This window comes from Granulicella tundricola MP5ACTX9, assembly GCF_000178975.2.
Taxonomy (GTDB): domain Bacteria; phylum Acidobacteriota; class Terriglobia; order Terriglobales; family Acidobacteriaceae; genus Edaphobacter; species Edaphobacter tundricola.
The window spans coordinates 4,131,589-4,146,950 of sequence record NC_015064.1 but is presented as its reverse complement, the minus strand read 5'-3'; the positions used below and the strand labels follow the sequence as shown (position 1 = coordinate 4,146,950).

General features: G+C 61.2%; 17 protein-coding genes. 9 read left to right on the top strand and 8 right to left on the bottom strand.

Annotated elements, in window-relative coordinates; genetic code table 11:
- Positions 1-87: 87 nt before the first annotated feature.
- Positions 88-1,062: an AraC family transcriptional regulator gene (locus ACIX9_RS18155; protein WP_041597209.1), complete on the bottom strand. Its 975-nt coding sequence runs from the start codon at positions 1,060-1,062 to the stop codon at positions 88-90.
- A gap of 119 nt (positions 1,063-1,181) precedes the next feature.
- On the opposite strand from ACIX9_RS18155, the gene ACIX9_RS18150 reads away from it, so the two are divergent.
- From ACIX9_RS18150 to ACIX9_RS18140, 3 genes are all read left to right on the top strand, one after another.
- Positions 1,182-1,913, top strand: coding sequence for an SDR family NAD(P)-dependent oxidoreductase (locus tag ACIX9_RS18150; RefSeq protein WP_013581959.1), 732 nt, complete (start codon positions 1,182-1,184; stop codon positions 1,911-1,913).
- A gap of 51 nt (positions 1,914-1,964) precedes the next feature.
- Positions 1,965-2,699, top strand: coding sequence for an SDR family NAD(P)-dependent oxidoreductase (locus ACIX9_RS18145; protein WP_013581958.1), 735 nt, complete (start codon positions 1,965-1,967; stop codon positions 2,697-2,699).
- 165 nt (positions 2,700-2,864) lie between these two features.
- A complete protein-coding gene (locus tag ACIX9_RS18140) occupies positions 2,865-3,905 on the top strand; it encodes an NAD(P)-dependent alcohol dehydrogenase (protein WP_013581957.1) in 1,041 nt (346 codons plus the stop codon).
- 56 nt (positions 3,906-3,961) lie between these two features.
- Here ACIX9_RS18140 and ACIX9_RS24075 read toward each other — a convergent pair whose 3' ends face one another.
- The 4 genes from ACIX9_RS24075 to ACIX9_RS18120 all read right to left on the bottom strand — a co-directional run bounded on the left by ACIX9_RS24075 (position 3,962) and on the right by ACIX9_RS18120 (position 6,323).
- Positions 3,962-4,564, bottom strand: coding sequence for a putative signal transducing protein (locus ACIX9_RS24075; RefSeq protein WP_013581956.1), 603 nt, complete (start codon positions 4,562-4,564; stop codon positions 3,962-3,964).
- 29 nt (positions 4,565-4,593) lie between these two features.
- A complete protein-coding gene (locus ACIX9_RS18130) occupies positions 4,594-4,926 on the bottom strand; it encodes a HigA family addiction module antitoxin (RefSeq protein WP_013581955.1) in 333 nt (110 codons plus the stop codon).
- 23 nt (positions 4,927-4,949) lie between these two features.
- Positions 4,950-5,231: a type II toxin-antitoxin system RelE/ParE family toxin gene (locus tag ACIX9_RS18125; RefSeq protein ID WP_013581954.1), complete on the bottom strand. Its 282-nt coding sequence runs from the start codon at positions 5,229-5,231 to the stop codon at positions 4,950-4,952.
- A gap of 153 nt (positions 5,232-5,384) precedes the next feature.
- A complete protein-coding gene (locus ACIX9_RS18120) occupies positions 5,385-6,323 on the bottom strand; it encodes a hypothetical protein (RefSeq protein ID WP_013581953.1) in 939 nt (312 codons plus the stop codon).
- Between the two features lie 197 nt (positions 6,324-6,520).
- Between ACIX9_RS18120 and ACIX9_RS18115 the strand changes: the two genes are divergently transcribed.
- On the top strand, positions 6,521-7,339 hold the full coding sequence (locus ACIX9_RS18115; RefSeq protein WP_198152122.1) for a hypothetical protein: 819 nt from the start codon (positions 6,521-6,523) through the stop codon (positions 7,337-7,339).
- Positions 7,340-7,342: 3 nt separating this feature from the next.
- Here ACIX9_RS18115 and ACIX9_RS18110 read toward each other — a convergent pair whose 3' ends face one another.
- Positions 7,343-8,626 carry a hypothetical protein gene (locus ACIX9_RS18110; protein ID WP_013581951.1) on the bottom strand — a complete coding sequence of 428 codons (1,284 nt, stop codon included), beginning with the start codon at positions 8,624-8,626 and terminating at the stop codon, positions 7,343-7,345.
- 47 nt (positions 8,627-8,673) lie between these two features.
- Between ACIX9_RS18110 and tgt the strand changes: the two genes are divergently transcribed.
- The 5 genes from tgt to ACIX9_RS24965 are packed head-to-tail and all read left to right on the top strand — an operon-like array spanning position 8,674 to position 12,707.
- Positions 8,674-9,798, top strand: coding sequence for a tRNA guanosine(34) transglycosylase Tgt (gene tgt / locus ACIX9_RS18105; RefSeq protein ID WP_013581950.1), 1,125 nt, complete (start codon positions 8,674-8,676; stop codon positions 9,796-9,798).
- Between the two features lie 38 nt (positions 9,799-9,836).
- The gene (locus ACIX9_RS18100; protein WP_198152121.1) at positions 9,837-10,970 is read left to right on the top strand and encodes a glycosyltransferase family 87 protein; all 1,134 of its coding nucleotides are present in this window, start codon (positions 9,837-9,839) and stop codon (positions 10,968-10,970) included.
- A 45-nt stretch (positions 10,971-11,015) separates the two neighbouring features.
- Positions 11,016-11,315 carry a phosphopantetheine-binding protein gene (locus ACIX9_RS18095; RefSeq protein WP_013581948.1) on the top strand — a complete coding sequence of 100 codons (300 nt, stop codon included), beginning with the start codon at positions 11,016-11,018 and terminating at the stop codon, positions 11,313-11,315.
- Complete coding sequence (locus tag ACIX9_RS18090; RefSeq protein WP_013581947.1) at positions 11,315-12,517, top strand: beta-ketoacyl-[acyl-carrier-protein] synthase family protein; 1,203 nt, start codon at positions 11,315-11,317, stop codon at positions 12,515-12,517. Before ACIX9_RS18095 ends, ACIX9_RS18090 begins: the two co-directional genes overlap by 1 nt.
- 52 nt (positions 12,518-12,569) lie before the next feature.
- Entirely contained in the window at positions 12,570-12,707 is a 138-nt protein-coding gene (locus tag ACIX9_RS24965; protein WP_083808487.1) for a peptidase, read from the top strand.
- A 23-nt stretch (positions 12,708-12,730) separates the two neighbouring features.
- Here ACIX9_RS24965 and ACIX9_RS18085 read toward each other — a convergent pair whose 3' ends face one another.
- Both ACIX9_RS18085 and ACIX9_RS18080 read right to left on the bottom strand, forming a co-directional pair.
- On the bottom strand, positions 12,731-13,717 hold the full coding sequence (locus ACIX9_RS18085) for an NAD-dependent epimerase/dehydratase family protein (protein ID WP_013581946.1): 987 nt from the start codon (positions 13,715-13,717) through the stop codon (positions 12,731-12,733).
- A 5-nt stretch (positions 13,718-13,722) separates the two neighbouring features.
- Positions 13,723-15,021 carry an aminotransferase class I/II-fold pyridoxal phosphate-dependent enzyme gene (locus ACIX9_RS18080; RefSeq protein WP_041597206.1) on the bottom strand — a complete coding sequence of 433 codons (1,299 nt, stop codon included), beginning with the start codon at positions 15,019-15,021 and terminating at the stop codon, positions 13,723-13,725.
- Positions 15,022-15,362 lie beyond the last annotated feature (341 nt).

Below are 15,362 nucleotides of genomic sequence, written 5' to 3'. Positions count from 1 at the left end.
CGGGTTTGAGTGTCGATAGAAGTCAGGATAACTTTACCGGAGCGGTGAAGATTGGAGGAAGCGAGGGTTGGACTACCGCTTCTCCGCTCAGGCATGGCCGGTGCTCTCAAAACCACGTTTGAGATATTCACCGGGGTTAGCTCCGACCACTCGCTTGAACGCCTTGCTGAAGGCGGCGTCGGACTCGTAACCGACCGACCGGGCGACGTCGATGAGCTTTTTGTCACGCTGCTGGAGGAGTTGCATGGCCTTCTGCATCCTCCACCCGGTTACATATTCGAGCGGTGTCTCTCCGAGCAACTCTTTGAAACGCGCTGCGAATGCGGAGCGCGACATGCCTGCGGCTTCGGCCATGGATTCGACGGTCCAGGGTGCGTTCACCCTGTCGTGAATGGCAGTCAGGGCGGTGCCCATCTGAGGATCGAAGACCGCACGAAGCCAACCCCTGTTGCGGCCTGGTTCCGATGCGATATGGGCCCGGAGCAGCTGGATCACCAGGACCTCGGCGAGGCGGGTTGCCACAACCTCCGATCCCGGCGCCTGTTCCGCCATCTCTGACGCCAGTGCCTGTACCGTGTTGTGCAGCGCCAGGGTGCGTGCCTGGTCTGCCTTCATCAGAATGAAGCTCGGCAATAACTGCGTGATCGGCTTGAGGCTGGCGCGATCAAAGCTCAGGGAACCACAGACGATCGTCGTCGGTGCGCCACCACCTCCACAGAGAGCGACATTGCCGTTAGCGCTCGCGCCGATCTCGCGGAAGGTCCATTTCGGACGCGTTCGCGGGCTGTCACGCATCACGATCGAAGTTCCCTTCGCCAGCAGGAAGCAATCACCGCCGGTGAGGGGAATGGGGTCCGGAATGCCATCGACACTGAGCCAGCAGTTCCCGCGCGACAGCATGGCGAAGTGCGCCAGATCTGCGGGAGAGGTCTTCCTGTGGGCAAGCGTGATCTCTTCGGTCTGGTTTTCCTGCCTGACGCCCCACGGGGCTGTGGCTTCAAGCCGGTGCAGACCGAAGGCTGTGACGTGCATCGTTTTGAAGACATCTGTGATTGGGTCCAATGTGGCCTCCAGTTGTGGACGAATGGACAAAAAGTTAGGACTCCTGAGCAGTCCTCGTCCACCGTCAAAGAAATCTACTCTTCTGTACGAATGCTACACACATTCCGAAGGGAGTCATCATGGGAAAGCTAGAAGGTAAGGTTGCAGTGATCACAGGAGGATCGAGCGGGCTGGCATTGGCCAGCGCCAGGCGGTTCGTTGAAGAAGGCGCGTACGTTTTTATCACGGGCCGGAGGCAGGAGCAGCTCGATGAGGCGGTGAAGTTGATTGGCCGGAACGTGACCGGCGTGCGCGGCGACGCAGCCAATCTCGACGATCTCGACCGTCTGTTTGAGACGGTCAAACGAGAGAAGGGCAAGATCGACATTCTCTTTGCGAGTGCGGGCAAGGGCGAAGCCGCTGTACTGGGCGAGATTACAGAAGAGCACTTCGATCGGGAGTTCGGCCTGATTGTGCGCGGTACGCTGTTTGCCGCTCAAAAGGCGTTGCCGCTGATCAACGATGGCGGATCGATCCTCATGACCGGGTCGGTTGCTTCGGTGAAGGGTTTTCCTGGTTTCGGCGTCTATGCGGCGAGCAAGGCGGCGTTGCGCTCTTTTGCGCGCACCTGGCTCAACGAACTGAAGGACAGGAAGATTCGGGTCAACGTGCTGAGCCCGGGGCAGGTCGACACGCCGGACTCCCAGCGACTGGATGAGGAGACGCGGAAGATGTTTGAATCGCTGATCCCAAGAGGAAAGATGGGTCGTACCGAGGAGATTGCGGCTGCTGCGCTGTTTCTTGCCTCCGACGAGGCGAGCTACGTGAATGGGATCGATTTCGCGGTCGACGGCGGCTTCTCGGCGATTTGAGGCGGGCGTAGGTCTTGAGTGCATTACACATCAACCAAAAAGGGAGTCATTATGGGAAAGCTTGAAGGAAAAGTTGCAGTCATCACGGGTGGATCGAGCGGCATGGCTTTGGCGAGCGCGAAGCTGTTTGTTGAAGAGGGTGCTTACGTTTTCATCACGGGCCGGAGGCAGGAGCAACTGGATGAGGCCGTCAAACTGATTGGCCGGAACGTGACCGGCGTGTGCGGTGACGCGGCCAATCTCGATGACCTCGACCGGCTGTTTGAGACGGTCAAGCGGGAGAAGGGCAGGATCGACGTCCTGTTTGCGAGCGCTGGTATGGGCGAGCCTTTGCCGCTAGGCCAGATTACCGAGAAGCACTTCGATGCGGCCTTCAACCTGAATGTGCGCGGCACGCTGTTTACGGTGCAGAAGGCGTTGCCACTGTTCAATGACGGGGGATCTATCTTCATGACTGGGTCCAATGCCGCGGCGAAAGGATTTCCGGGGTTCGGCGTGTATGCGGCGAGCAAATTGGCGTTGCGCTCCTTCGCACGCACCTGGCTCAACGAACTGAAGGATAGAAAGATCAGGGTGAACCTGCTTGTTCCGGGGGCTATTGCCACACCGATGCAGGAGGAGGTTCTAACCCCGGAGGCGAAACAGTACTTCGAATCGCTGATCCCGCGGGGGAAGATGGGTCAACCTGAGGAAGTCGCAACGGTCGCGCTGTTTCTTGCTTCGGACGATTCGAGCTTCGTGAACGGATTGGAGTTGTTCGTCGACGGCGGGATGACGGCAATCTGACGTCCGCAGGTACTCGGTGAGTGCATCATCGCCAACGCACTCACCGAGATCCAACAGCAGGTGGGTTTGGTCTGGATTGGCGTGATGGTTTGATCGTGAGTTCACGGTGGAAATGTATCCTGGGCGGGATCGGCTGAATCTGATGGGCACAGGAGAAATTTCTCAATGATCAAGACTCATGGATATGCGGCGCAGAGCGCCACGACTGCGCCGGCACCCTTCGATTTCGAACATCGCGATCCTCGTCCGAAGGATGTGGTGCTGGATATTCAGTTCTGCGGAATCTGTCACTCCGATATTCACCAGGCGCGGGGCGAATGGGGGAACTCAATGTTCCCGATGGTTCCGGGGCATGAGATTGTGGGTGTGGTCACGGCGGTGGGCGGCGAGGTGACGAAGTTCAAGGTGGGGGATACGGCCGCTGTGGGTTGTATGGTCGATAGCTGCCGGGAGTGTGCAAGCTGCAAGGCCGGTGAAGAGCAGTACTGCGACAAGCGCGCCACGGTGTTCACCTATAACAGCAAGGATAAGGATGGGAACCTGACGTTCGGCGGATATGCCAACCACATTGTGGTGGATGAGGCTTATACGCTGAAGGTGCCTGCATCGCTCGATCCGGCTGCCGCGGCTCCGCTGCTTTGTGCGGGCATTACGACGTATAGCCCGCTGAAGCACTGGAAGGCAGGGCCGGGAAAGAAGATCGGGATCGTCGGGCTGGGCGGACTGGGGCACATGGGGTTGAAGTTCTCGCACGCGTTCGGGGCGCAGACGGTGATGTTCACGACGTCGGCGAACAAGATTGAAGATGCGAAGAAGCTGGGCGCGGATGAGGTGATCCTGACCAAGGAGGCCGGCTGGCACGAGGCGCATCTGGGGACGTTCGACTTCATCCTGGACTGCGTTTCCGCGCCGCATGATGTGAATCCTTACCTGAACCTGCTGAAGCGGGATGGCGTGATGTGCTCGGTGGGCGTGCCGGAGACGCCGATCTCGATCAATACGTGGTCGGTGATCTCGCGGCGGTCTTATACGGGATCTGCGATCGGCGGGATTGCCGAGACGCAGGAGATGCTGGACTTCTGCGCGGAGCATGGGATCGTGTCGGATATCGAGATGACAAGCTTCAAGGAGCTGGAGACGGCTTGGGACCGGGTGGTGAAGGCGGATGTGAAGTACCGGTTCGTGCTGGATCTGAAGACGCTGTAATTGCTTGAACGCTGTGTGAGCCCCCACCGGTTCCGATCAGGAGCCGGTGGGGGCTTTTAGTTTGTGGCTTCTGAGTCTTCCGTGTCTTCCCAATGGGCGTTGCAGTGGTTGCAGATCCAGGATTTCTTGCCGGGCGGGAGCGGTACGCTGGCGATGAAGAGCGCGGCGATGGCGGGTCCGCGGGATGAGCCCTGGAAGGTGATGTCGGTTGAGCTGCAGACGGGGCAGTGGGGCTGGTCGAACTCTTCTCCGTCTGCGAATTCGATCGATTCCGGGACGGGTTGGGCGAGGAGCTCGCGTGCTTCTGCTTCGTCCGAGGCTTCGACCTTGAGGCGGATGCCTCCGATGAAGTTGGAGACCTGCCAGTCGAGGCGGACGAGGTTTTCGTCGTAGAGATAAACCTGGATGCCGGCGGATTCGAGGTAGGAGCGGGCCACGATGGCTTCGGAGAGGTCGCGGTATCGTTCTACGACGACGAGCTTTGTGGGGATTAGCTCGTCTTGGATGAGGGGAGGCTCAAGGCCGCGGCGTGCGAACTCTGCGCGAAGGGATGCCTGGGCGGCTTCTGTGAGGGAGTCGTAGGTGCGGGCGAGGTCGAGGAGATCCGGTTCGTTCAGGGTGGCGTAGTGGGCTGCCAGTTCGCCGGGGTCGGGGAGCATTCTGGGATGGTAGCAGGGAGGGGGAATTCCTACGCGGTGAGCTTGAGGGGCTCTACTTCTTTTTCGATGATGGTTTCTGAAGCGAGGCGGGCTTTGGAGAGGTCGTGGGCAGCCTGGAGGTTGAGCCAGAACTCCGGCGAGGTTCCGAAGCAGCGGGCGAGGCGCAGGGCGGTGTCCGGGGAGACGCTGCGGCGCTCGTGGAGGATCTCTCCGATGCGTGTGGCGGGCATGCGGGTGCGGAGGGCGAGCTGATTGGCGGTGAGGGCGATGGGAGCCATGAAGTCTTCGCGGAGGACGGCTCCGGGGTGCGTGGTGATGCCCTGGATGCGCCAGCCGGTTGTGGGTCGTTCGATAATGTTCATGATTGCCTCCGTCTAAAGCCCGGTTACGAGTGATAGTCGACGATCTCGACTCCATGCGGCCCATTTGCCCACCATACGAAACAGATGCGCCATTGGTCGTTGATTCTGATGCTGTGCTGAGCCTTTCGATTTCCTTTGAGCATCTCCAGGCGATTGCCTGCAGGTGCCTTCAGATCTTCCAGATGAATCGCTGCTTCAAGCTGATCCAGCTTTCTTAGGGCCACGGATTGGATCGCTGTCCAGCGCCTCGTCTTTCTGGTGATGAAGAGGCTGAACGTATCCTTGCAGCCGAAGGACTGGATCATTATTTCTTAGTATAACGCGAGGCGTTATAGTGTGAGCGGAAATTTAAGGATTTGGCAAATCGGGGCTTAAAGGGAAAACCCCACGATAACCTCGCCTGCGCTTTGCGCTGGCTTGGTGATCATGGGGCACCCGTGATCTCAAATGTTCTGCGATTACATGTTGGTGTGGCCGCCGCGCATGTCTTCGTTGAAGGTGGGCTTGATGAAGGCGAGGGCTTCGGCGAGGTCTACTTCGTACTCGGCCTGCTTGGCCATCAGGGCTGGAGTGGGGGTGGCGAACTCCTTGTCGGAGGACAAGGTGATGAGGCCTTCCTTGACGAGGGTGTCGACCGAGACCCGGAGCTCTGCGGTGGAGGCGTTGAGGTACTGGGCGTCGCGGGGGTCGAGGAGCCAGACGGGGGCTCCGTTGCCGAGTGCGCCGGAGAGCCAGTAGGTCTTGGCGGCGAGGTAGGCGGTGCGCTGGTCTTCCTTGGTGTCGGTGAAGGTGAACTTCTGGCTGCGCGGGCTGTAGTAGCGGGTGGTGACGGGGACGGGCTGGCGGTTGCCGGATTTGACGAGCTCAAGCTGGCCCTGGTCGAAGGTCTTGCGGATGGCGTTGTAGATGAAGGACTCGGCGAAGGGCTGCTCGGGGGCGCGGACGACGTCACGGAAGGTGACGGTCATGGCGGCGGAGAGCCGGGCGTGGAGGGGCGAGTCGTGACCGTCGACGAGGTTGGCCTGGCCGTGGACGAGCGAGGTGTCGGCGCCGGCGACGGATTCATGGAAGGGCCAGGCGAAGAGCGAAAAACGCAGGGGGAAGCCGGTCAGGGTGAGGTAGAGGTCCGGCTGCGGGTTGTGGAGGCGGCGTGCGGACTCGACGAAGTAGGCGGCGAGATCCTTGCCGAGGAGCTCGGCGAAGGTCTGGGGGTCGAAGGACTGGGAGAGCTCGAGGGTCTGGGTCTTGGTGGGATCGGAGGCCAGGGCGAGGGTGAAGCGGGTTGTGGGAAGGCCTGCGGAGCCGGTGGAGGGCTCGGACGAGAGGACCTGGAGGCCGGCGGCGGAGGCTGCGGCGGTGATCTGGGAGGTGAGTGCGGTGTTTTCAGTTGCGGTCATTTTGAGTGGAATCTTCCTTGAGACGGGGTGCGTATGAACTGTACGTTCATTTTACGGGAGTATGAGTAAGGAAGGCGTAACGCGGACAAAAGGGATCAGTACGGATAAAAACGGATCAGGCATGATGAGGGGTTGTGGGTGGTTCCGTCGTTTTTGGATGTGGTGCATCTTAGAAGTGTGGGTTGGGGAGGAAAAGCGTGCGCATGATGACGTGGACGGGGCGGCTGGTTGGCTTGGGACTGATCGCTTGTGGGGTTGCGGGTGGATTGGCTCGGGCGCAGGATGCGAAGGAGTTGCTGGCGACGCTGGCGCAGAATGAGCAGACGGCGGGGGAGCATCGGGGGCATTACACGTATGTGGCGGAGGAGCGGTCCGACCGGACGGGTGGGCGGCTCTGGACGGAGAAGGTGGTGGAGACTTCGGTAGGACGGGTGCGGTTTCTGCTCAAGGAAGACGGGCAGCCGCTGAATCAGGAGCGGGAGGCGCAGGAGCGTGGGCGGCTGGCGCAGGATGTCGCCAACCCGGATGCGTTTGCGAAGCGGGAGGCGGCGCAGGCCAATGACGAGGCGCATGCGAAGCAGATGCTGGGGCTGCTGCAGAAGGCTTACCTGTTCGATCCGCCGGCGGTGGATGCGGAGTTTATCCGGATTCAGTTCAGGCCCAATCCGGACTACAAGCCGGCCAGCATGGAGGAGCGGGTGCTGCATGGGATGACGGGACTGGTGGTGATCGACCGGCGGATGACGCGGCTGAGGGAGCTGGATGGGCGGCTGGCGAGCGATGTGGGCCTAGGGTTTGGGCCGCTGGCGGTGGTGAAGGCGGGGAGCAACTTTGTGACGCTGCGCGAGCATGTGGAGGGACCCGACTGGAAGACGGAGTCGGTGCATACGGATATTGCGGGGCGTGCGTTTATGTTGAAGAGCCTGGCACGGAAGATCGATGCGAAGCGGTGGGGGTATCAGAAGGTGAAGGATGGGTTGAGCGTGGCGGAGGGGGTCGCGCTGGTGGAGGAGTAGGGGTTATCGGGGCAGTGTAAGAAGGCCGTGATAGTAGGTCGGCTGACCGTTTACGAGGTGTGGAGCGAAATGGCAAGATTCCAGATCGAGAAACTGTGTTGGAGACACAAAGCCTGGCTTGTTTGCATCGGGAAATCCCTCGCCGGTCAGTTTGCCCTGCTCGTTGACTGAGACGGATTCCAGATACGAGGGCTGGCCTGTTTCGGCATGAGGAATTTCGCAACCTGTAATCTGAGCGCGGGTTTGGGCGTCGTTCAGATTAGGAAGCGGATTCTCGACCCGCGAGACGAAATGAAGAACAAGCGGCATCTCCATCTGCTGGGGTACTCCATCGATGATCAGTGGATGGAACTTATAACGAAGAGCCTGCTCCATTCCAAACTGCTCAAGGCCTGGATTGTCTGAGTTGTGTTTGGATGTTTCGCGGACCTGTCCGGTTCGATCGGTGCGAGCGTAAACGATCATGTAGCCTTCGGTCTTGCCTTCGTGAACGGAGGGCCAGTTTAGCGTCGGCGGATCGTCGACCAGGCTTTCTTCCTTTAGGGTTGAGACGAAGGTGGTCTTGATGCGCTCTGAGGCTGGTGTTGGAGAGGGGATGGCGAATTGAGATGCGTCAACACCTTTCAACTTCTCCAGTACCGTCAGTCGGCCAGTTACTGGTTTGTAGTCGAGCACATCCGTCGTGTAAGTGTGGGCGATTTGCTGCTTGCCGAACGATTTGAAGTCTGAGAAGTCAAGGCTGGAGTTTGTGGTGAGCGTGGATGCAAGGCGTGGTTCACTGCCGGAGAAACAGATCATTCCCCAAGTGAGTTGATCCGTAATGCCGCCCGGTCGGTCGTCTCGGCGGATACAAGAGTTTGTGACGAAGCTGCCGACGCTGACGGCCCCGTTTCTCCCTTTGAAGTTCGCAGCCATGGGGATGGGATCGAGAAGAGCATCCACAAAGTTCTCCAGCCAGCGGGGGTAATAATTACCCTCATCTTTCTCAGAGACTTGTGTGCCGTTGAGAATGCGAAGTTGATGAAAGGCGGGGGAATCGATCTTGATGCGGTATTGATCTTTGGCCGCCCAGAGCAAGTCAATCCCGCCAGAGTATGCCGGCGAGGGGCCGGAGATTTCGAGGACGGCATGGAAAGGGGCTTTTCCCTCCGTGAGAGAAGAGTGCTTGAGGGCCTCATCCAAGGCTTTGTCGGCAGAGATGGTATCGCTTTGCTGCTGCTGAAATTGTGCGTAGGTGGGGATGGAGGCTGAGAGCATCAAGAGAACGAGGGTATGCCGCGCGATCATACCGCCATGCTACTTCAGCTTATGTGCGGGGTCTTTATGATGGTGGGATGAGTTTGGAATTTGAGGTTTCGAGGACTGCCGAGGGTGGCGGGCGGCGGGGGCGGCTTGCGTTGCCGCATGGTGTGGTGGAGACGCCGGTGTTTATGCCGGTGGGGACGGCGGCTACGGTGAAGGCGGTGCCGCAGGACACGTTGGAGGTGCTCGGCAAGGATGGGGTGGGGGCGCAGATTATTCTGGCGAATACCTATCACCTGTATCTGCGGCCGGGGCATGAGTTGATTCGGCGGATGGGTGGGGTACACAAGTTCATGAGCTGGACCAGGCCGATGCTGACGGACTCGGGTGGGTTCCAGGTGTTCTCGCTCAGCAAGCTGCGGAAGATTACGCCGGATGGGGTGGAGTTCCGGTCGCATCTGGATGGGAGTAAGCACTTTTTTTCGCCGGAGCACTCGATGGCGGTGCAGATTGCGCTGGGTGCGGACGTGATGATGGTGTTCGACGAGTGTGTGGAGCATCCGGCGACGTACGAGCGGACGCGGGAGTCGATGGGGCTGACTCATGCGTGGGCTGCTCGGTCGAAAGACTATTTTAAGGCGCATAAAGCTGAGGTGCCTTGGCACGAGGAGCTTGGGGGGAAGACGCAGAGCTTGTTCGGGATCGTGCAGGGTGGGATGTATGCGGATCTGCGGCGTGAGTCAGCGGAGCGGCTGGTGGAGATGGATCTGCCGGGGTATGCGATCGGCGGGCTGGCGGTGGGGGAGCCGAGGGAGGTGACGCGGGAGATGATTGCGCGGACGCTGGAGTGGCTGCCGAAGGACAAGCCGAGGTACGTGATGGGGGTGGGGTACCCGGATGAGATTGAGGAGTATGCGCGGATGGGCGTCGACATGATGGACTGCGTGCTGCCGACGCGGGCGGGGCGGCATGGGCTGGTGTTTGTGCGGGTGGATGGGGTTCCGGTACGGCTCAACATTAAGAAGCTGGAGTTCGCGGAGGACAAGGGGCCGATCGATCCGACGTGCGGGTGCATGGTGTGTTCGCGGTACTCGCGTGGGTATCTGCGGCATCTGTTTGCGAGCGGTGAGGCGCTGGCGGGGACTTTGCTGAGCGTGCATAATCTGGCGTTTTATCTGGACACGATGGCTCGGGTTCGGGCGGGGCTGGCGGGATGATGGACGGCGGGCGAGTGCGGTTTCGGGTGATCGCCTGCATGATGTTTCTGTTGGTGTGCCAGCTTGGGTATCTGGCGGCAGGGGTGAAGACGGGGCTGGCCGGGTTCGCGGACTTTCGGGCGTTTTATGGGGCCGGGGCGATTGTGCGGATGGGGGCGGGGGCTCGGCTGTACGAGTATGAGCTGCAGCATCAGGTGCAGAACGAGCGCGTGGGCGAACGGACGGCGGCGCTGCCGTTTGTGTATCCGGGCTATGCGGCTTTGCCGTTTGCGGCGGTGACGGGGTTGGGGTATCGGACGGCTTACTGGGTCTTCCTTGGGGTGAATGTGGTGCTGCTGGGGGTGGCGGTTTGGCTGATGCTGCCCTGGCTTCAAGGACTGACGGCGGTCTGGAGGGGGCTGCCGTGGATGGTGTTCGGGTGCTTTTATCCGGTGGCGGTGGCGCTGTTGCAAGGGCAGGTTTCGGTGGCGCTGCTGGTGATCGTATGCGGGTGCTTTGCGGCGATGGAGCGGGGGAGGATGTTTCTGGCGGGGGCGGTGCTCGCGCTGGGGCTGGTGAAGTTTCATGTGGTGCTGCCGGTGGCGCTGCTGTTCTGCTGGTGGCGCAGATGGCGGTTTGTGGGGGGATTTGCGGCGGGGGCTGCGGGGGTGGGGCTGGCTTGCCTGTGGGTGACAGGGTGGGCGGGGATGGTGAGCTATGCGCGATTAGTGGTGACGGCGGCGGGGACGGGGTCGGTGGGTGCGGCGCTGGATGACTCGATGCGGAACTCCGGGAGGATGCCGAATCTGCATGGGCTGGTGTTTGCGATGGCGGGGGATGCGCGATGGGGGACGGTGGTGGTTGGGGTGCTCTCGGTGGGGGTGCTGGTCTGGACGGCGAGGCAGGGAGCTTCACTGGGGCGGGCGGTGGTGGCGGGGCTACTGGTGAGCTATCACCTGCATCTGCACGATGTGAGTCTGCTGCTGCTGCCTTTGGGGCTGGCGCTCAATGGGATGAGTCTGGAGCGGGTACGGAGTTTGTGGGTGCGGGGGGCGACGGTGTTCTGGATGGTGTCGCCGGTGTTGGTGTGGGTGGCGGGAATGGGGTGGAATTTTGTGCTGGCAGTGACTATGATTCCGTTTTTGGTGCGGTGGGAGCGGGATAAGGGTGATGGTTTGGAAGCGAAGACGTAGGATACAGAGATTGGTGTTTTTATTGCCGGGATCGAAGAGGGCATTATGTCTGACAGTGTGCAGGATAGAGTACTGAAGGTTGTGGAGACGGCGCGGCAGAAGCCGGCGGGATCGATCACGCCGGACAGCACGTTTGAAGAGCTTGAGATCGACTCGCTGGATCGGCTGAACCTGCTGTTTGATCTGGAGGGTGAGTTCGATATCCAGATCGACGACGAGCAGGCGAAGACGGTGACGAGCCTGCGGGAGATGATCGATGGAATCCAATTGCTGGTAGACCAGAAAGCCGAGAAGGCCGAGAAAGATGCGACGGACGCGAAGGCTAAGGCTTCGCCCACGAGCTGATGCGGCGTGTCTGCATCACGGGCGTTGGGGTGATCAGCTCGCTGGGCAACGACCGGGCTGAGTTCTGGGATGGGCTGACGAGCGGGGTGGCCGCGATCGGGCCGAAGCTGGGCATGGATATGGAGCAGTTTCGCTTCAAGAACGTGGCCGCAGCGAACGGATATAAGCCTGAGGCAAACTTTGAGGCGAAGGAGCTTGCGCTGCTGGACCGGTTCGCGCAGTTTGCGCTGGTGGCCGCTGACGAGGCGGTGAAGCAGGCGGGCGTGGAGTGGACCGAAGCGCTGCGCGAGGATACTGCGGTGGTGACCGGCTCCTGCCTGGGTGGGCGTGGGGCTGAAGAGGTGGGGTACTGGGAGCTGTTTCATAACAACAAGAACCGGGTGCATCCGCTGACGATTCCGCTAAGCATGAGCAATGCGGGGGCGAGCCATATTTCAATGAAGTATGGGACTCGGGGGGCGGCTTATACGATATCGACGGCCTGCTCGTCTTCGGCTCATGCGATTGGGCAGGCTTTCTGGATGGTTCGGTCCGGCGCTGCGCCGATGGCGATTACGGGCGGGAGCGAGGCTCCGCTATTCCTGGGGAGTTTGAAGGCGTGGGAGGCGATGCGGGTGATCAGCAAGGACACCTGCCGACCGTTCTCTGCTGACCGGACTGGGTTGATCCTGGGCGAGGGCGGCGCGATGCTGGTGCTGGAGCCGCTGGACGATGCGTTGGCCAGGGGGGCGAAGCCGCTGGCGGAGATTGTGGGCTTTGGGATGACGTCGGATGCGGCGCACCTGACGAATCCCTCTGGCGACGGCGCGACGAGTGCGATGCGGAAGGCGATCAAGGATTCTGGGCTAGCGCTGGAGCAGTTTGGGTACATCAATGCCCATGGGACGGCGACGCAGGCGAACGATTCGGTGGAGTCGGCTGCGATCCGGACGGTGTTTGGGAAGCAGGCGGTGGCGGTGAGTTCGACGAAGTCCATGCATGGACATACGCTGGGTGCGGCGGGGGCGCTGGAGGCCGTGGCTTCGGTGATGGCGTTGCAGTGTGGGGTGCTGCCGCCTACGGCGAACTACACGACTCCTGACCCGGAGTGTGAGCTGGATGTGATTCCGAATGAGGCGAGGGCGGTTCGGGTGGAGGCTTGTTTGTCGAATTCGTTTGCGTTCGGTGGGTTGAATGCGGTTTTGGCGTTCAAGGCGATTTAGCTTTTGAATGGCAAGTGCAAGAGCAACGGCCCGGGGCTAAAGCCCCTTCTTTTTGCCCGTTGACGGGGGGCTGAAGCCCCCCTCTAATCCGAACGGCAACGGCAACGGCAACGGCAACGGCAACGGCAACGGCGACGGCGACGGCGACGGCAAGAACAAGCAACTGCGAATACCAATACAGAGGTTCTGACTTCGCCAGAATGACGAACCTTTTTACTTTTTCGACCCAGGCAGGGATTGGACCCAGGCGGCGGAGCGGGCTATGCCTTCTTCGAAGCTGATGGCGGGGTTGAAGGCGAAGTCCTCGATGGCGCGGGCTATGGGGAACTCCTGGTTGCGGCCGAGGAGGAGGACGGCGTGGCGGGTGAGCAGGGGGCGGCCTCCGAGGTGGAGGAGGCGGTGGGGGATCTCGAAGAGGCGGGCGGCCTGGGTGGCGGCGGCGAAGGGGAGATCGATCCAGGGCATGGGGAGCTTGAGCTGGGCGGCGAAGTGGGTGATGTAGTGGCGCCAGGTGGCGTTGGTTCCGTCTGAGATGTTGTAGGTGCGGCCCAGGGTCTGGGGGCTCGATGAGGCGGTGAGGATGGCCTCGACTACGTTGTCGACGTAGGTGAAGCCGCCGGGTGCTGCGCCTTTGTCGATGGTCGCCATGAGGCGCTGGCGGAGGAGGGTGGCGATCTCGAGGGTAAAGTCCTTGCCGCGTGGGCCGAAGATGGTGGCGGGGCGGAGGATCGTGATGGGGAGCTTACTTTGAGCGTCGCGGACCAGCTGCTCGCCGCGGCCCTTGGTCTGGTTGTAGGGCAGGCCGGCGTCGACGATGGGGTGGGATTCGTCGCAGGGGATGATGGGGTAGCCGTAGACGTCGGTGGTGCTGATGTGGAGGAGACGCTCCAAGCGTGGGGCCTGGAGTGCGGCGGCGACGAGGTTCTGTGTGCCGGTGACGTTGGCCGCGGTGTAGGTGGCCTGGGGTGCCCAGTCGGTGGAGCAGGCGGCGCAGTGGATGATCTGGGTGGCTGGTTTGAGGGCTTCGGCGAGGAGGGTTGGGTCGGAGAGATCGGCCTGGACTGTGTTGTAGTTCAAGCCGGCGAGGTGGCTGAGGTCAGAGCTCTTGCGAGCGAGGATTGTGACTTCTTCTCCTCGCTCGCAGAGGGTCTGGACGACCCTGCCGCCGAGAAAACCGCTGGCGCCGGTGACGAAGATCACCCGGGCTATTCCGCGGCCATCTTGCGGAAGACGTCCAGGACGAACTCGAGGTGATCCATGGTGTGGGCGGCTGTGACGCAGAGACGCAGGCGTGCCAGACCCTGGGAGACGGCCGGGAACATGACAGGCGCGGCGATGATGCCGTGGTCGCGCAGGCGGCGGGCGAAGAGTGCGGTGCGGGCTTCGTCCTTGAGCACGACGGGGATGACCGCCGTCTCGGAGAGGCCGGTGTCGTAACCGAGCTTCTGGAGGCCTGCGCGGAGGAAGTCTCCGTTGCGGCGCAGGCGGGTGACGCGCTCGGGCTCGGATTTGAGGATTTCGACGCCCTTGGCGATGGCCGCTACCGATGCGGCAGGGACGGCGGCGGAGAAGATGTACGGAGAGGAGGCGTGCTGCAGGAAGATGGCGACCTCCTGCGAGACGGCGATGAAGCCGCCGTTGGACGGGATGGACTTGGCGAGGGAGCCGGTCCAGATATCGACCTCACTGGTGGCGATGCCGAAGTGCTCATCCGTGCCGCGGCCGGTGGCACCGAGGACTCCGGTGGCGTGGGCTTCGTCGATGAGGAGGAAGCAGCCGAACTCTTTTTTGAGGGCGACGAGGTCGGGGAGGCAGCAGATGTCGCCGTCCATGGAGAAGACGCCGTCGGAGATGATGAGGGTGCGGTTGGCGGTGTTGGGCTTCTGGAGCTCTTCGCGCGCGGACTGGGGATCGTTATGGCGGAAGCGCTGAACTTGCACGCCGGTCATGCGGCAGGCGTCGTGAAGGCTGCGGTGGCAGTACTCGTCGATGATGACGCGGTCGCCGGGGCCGAAGAGGCCGTAGATTGCGCCGAGGTTGGCGAGGTAGCCGGAGCTGAAGGTGAGGCAGTCTTCGGTGCCCTTAAGGTCGGCGAGTGACTGCTCCATCTTGCGGTGGCTAGCGAGGGTGCCGGTGAGGAGGCGCGCGCCGCTGGTGCTGGTGCCGTAGTGCGCGATGGCTTCCGTGGCCGCCTGGTCGATCCTAGGATCACCAATAAGTCCAAGGTAATCATAAGACGAGAGCATCAGCATGGGGTGGCCGTCGGCGATGACGCTGGGGCCGGCCTTGGCTTCCAGCGGCATATGGAAGGGGTAGGCGTCTACGGAGCAGGCGAGTGCGGTGTTTTCGAGAATGCGCCGGGCGCGGGCGTCGAGCAGGCTGGACTTGGTGAAGTTCCAGGACTTGCCGGGGGCGAAGTATTCGCCGAACATCTCTCCGCCGGATGAGGGGAAGGCCTTGGCCTGGGTTGCTGCGTCGATTTCCGACGTAAGTGTGTGCGCCATATTGACTAATGCTACCCGTATTGCCATAAATTCACCTAGCAATAAGGCGTGCATTGATGACGGGAGGCCAATGTTTCTGCGAGGTGAGGCGATCGAACTGCTCCGGGGAGAACAGGAGCAGCGGAGCGGGCGAGACCGTTAACGATCTTAACTGGCCCGCTCCATTGAATCTCTGGCATGCGTCCGGCCGACGGGAGGATCTTTCGACCCATTCACCGGCGGCAGACCCATCTTCAGGGGAGAGTGGGGTATGGGGCAAAGCTGTGGCGGCGTTGTTTCGTATAAGCAACAGGATCTCCAGAAGTAAGGGAAATTCCCTGAATGTGCCAAAGCGAACAGAG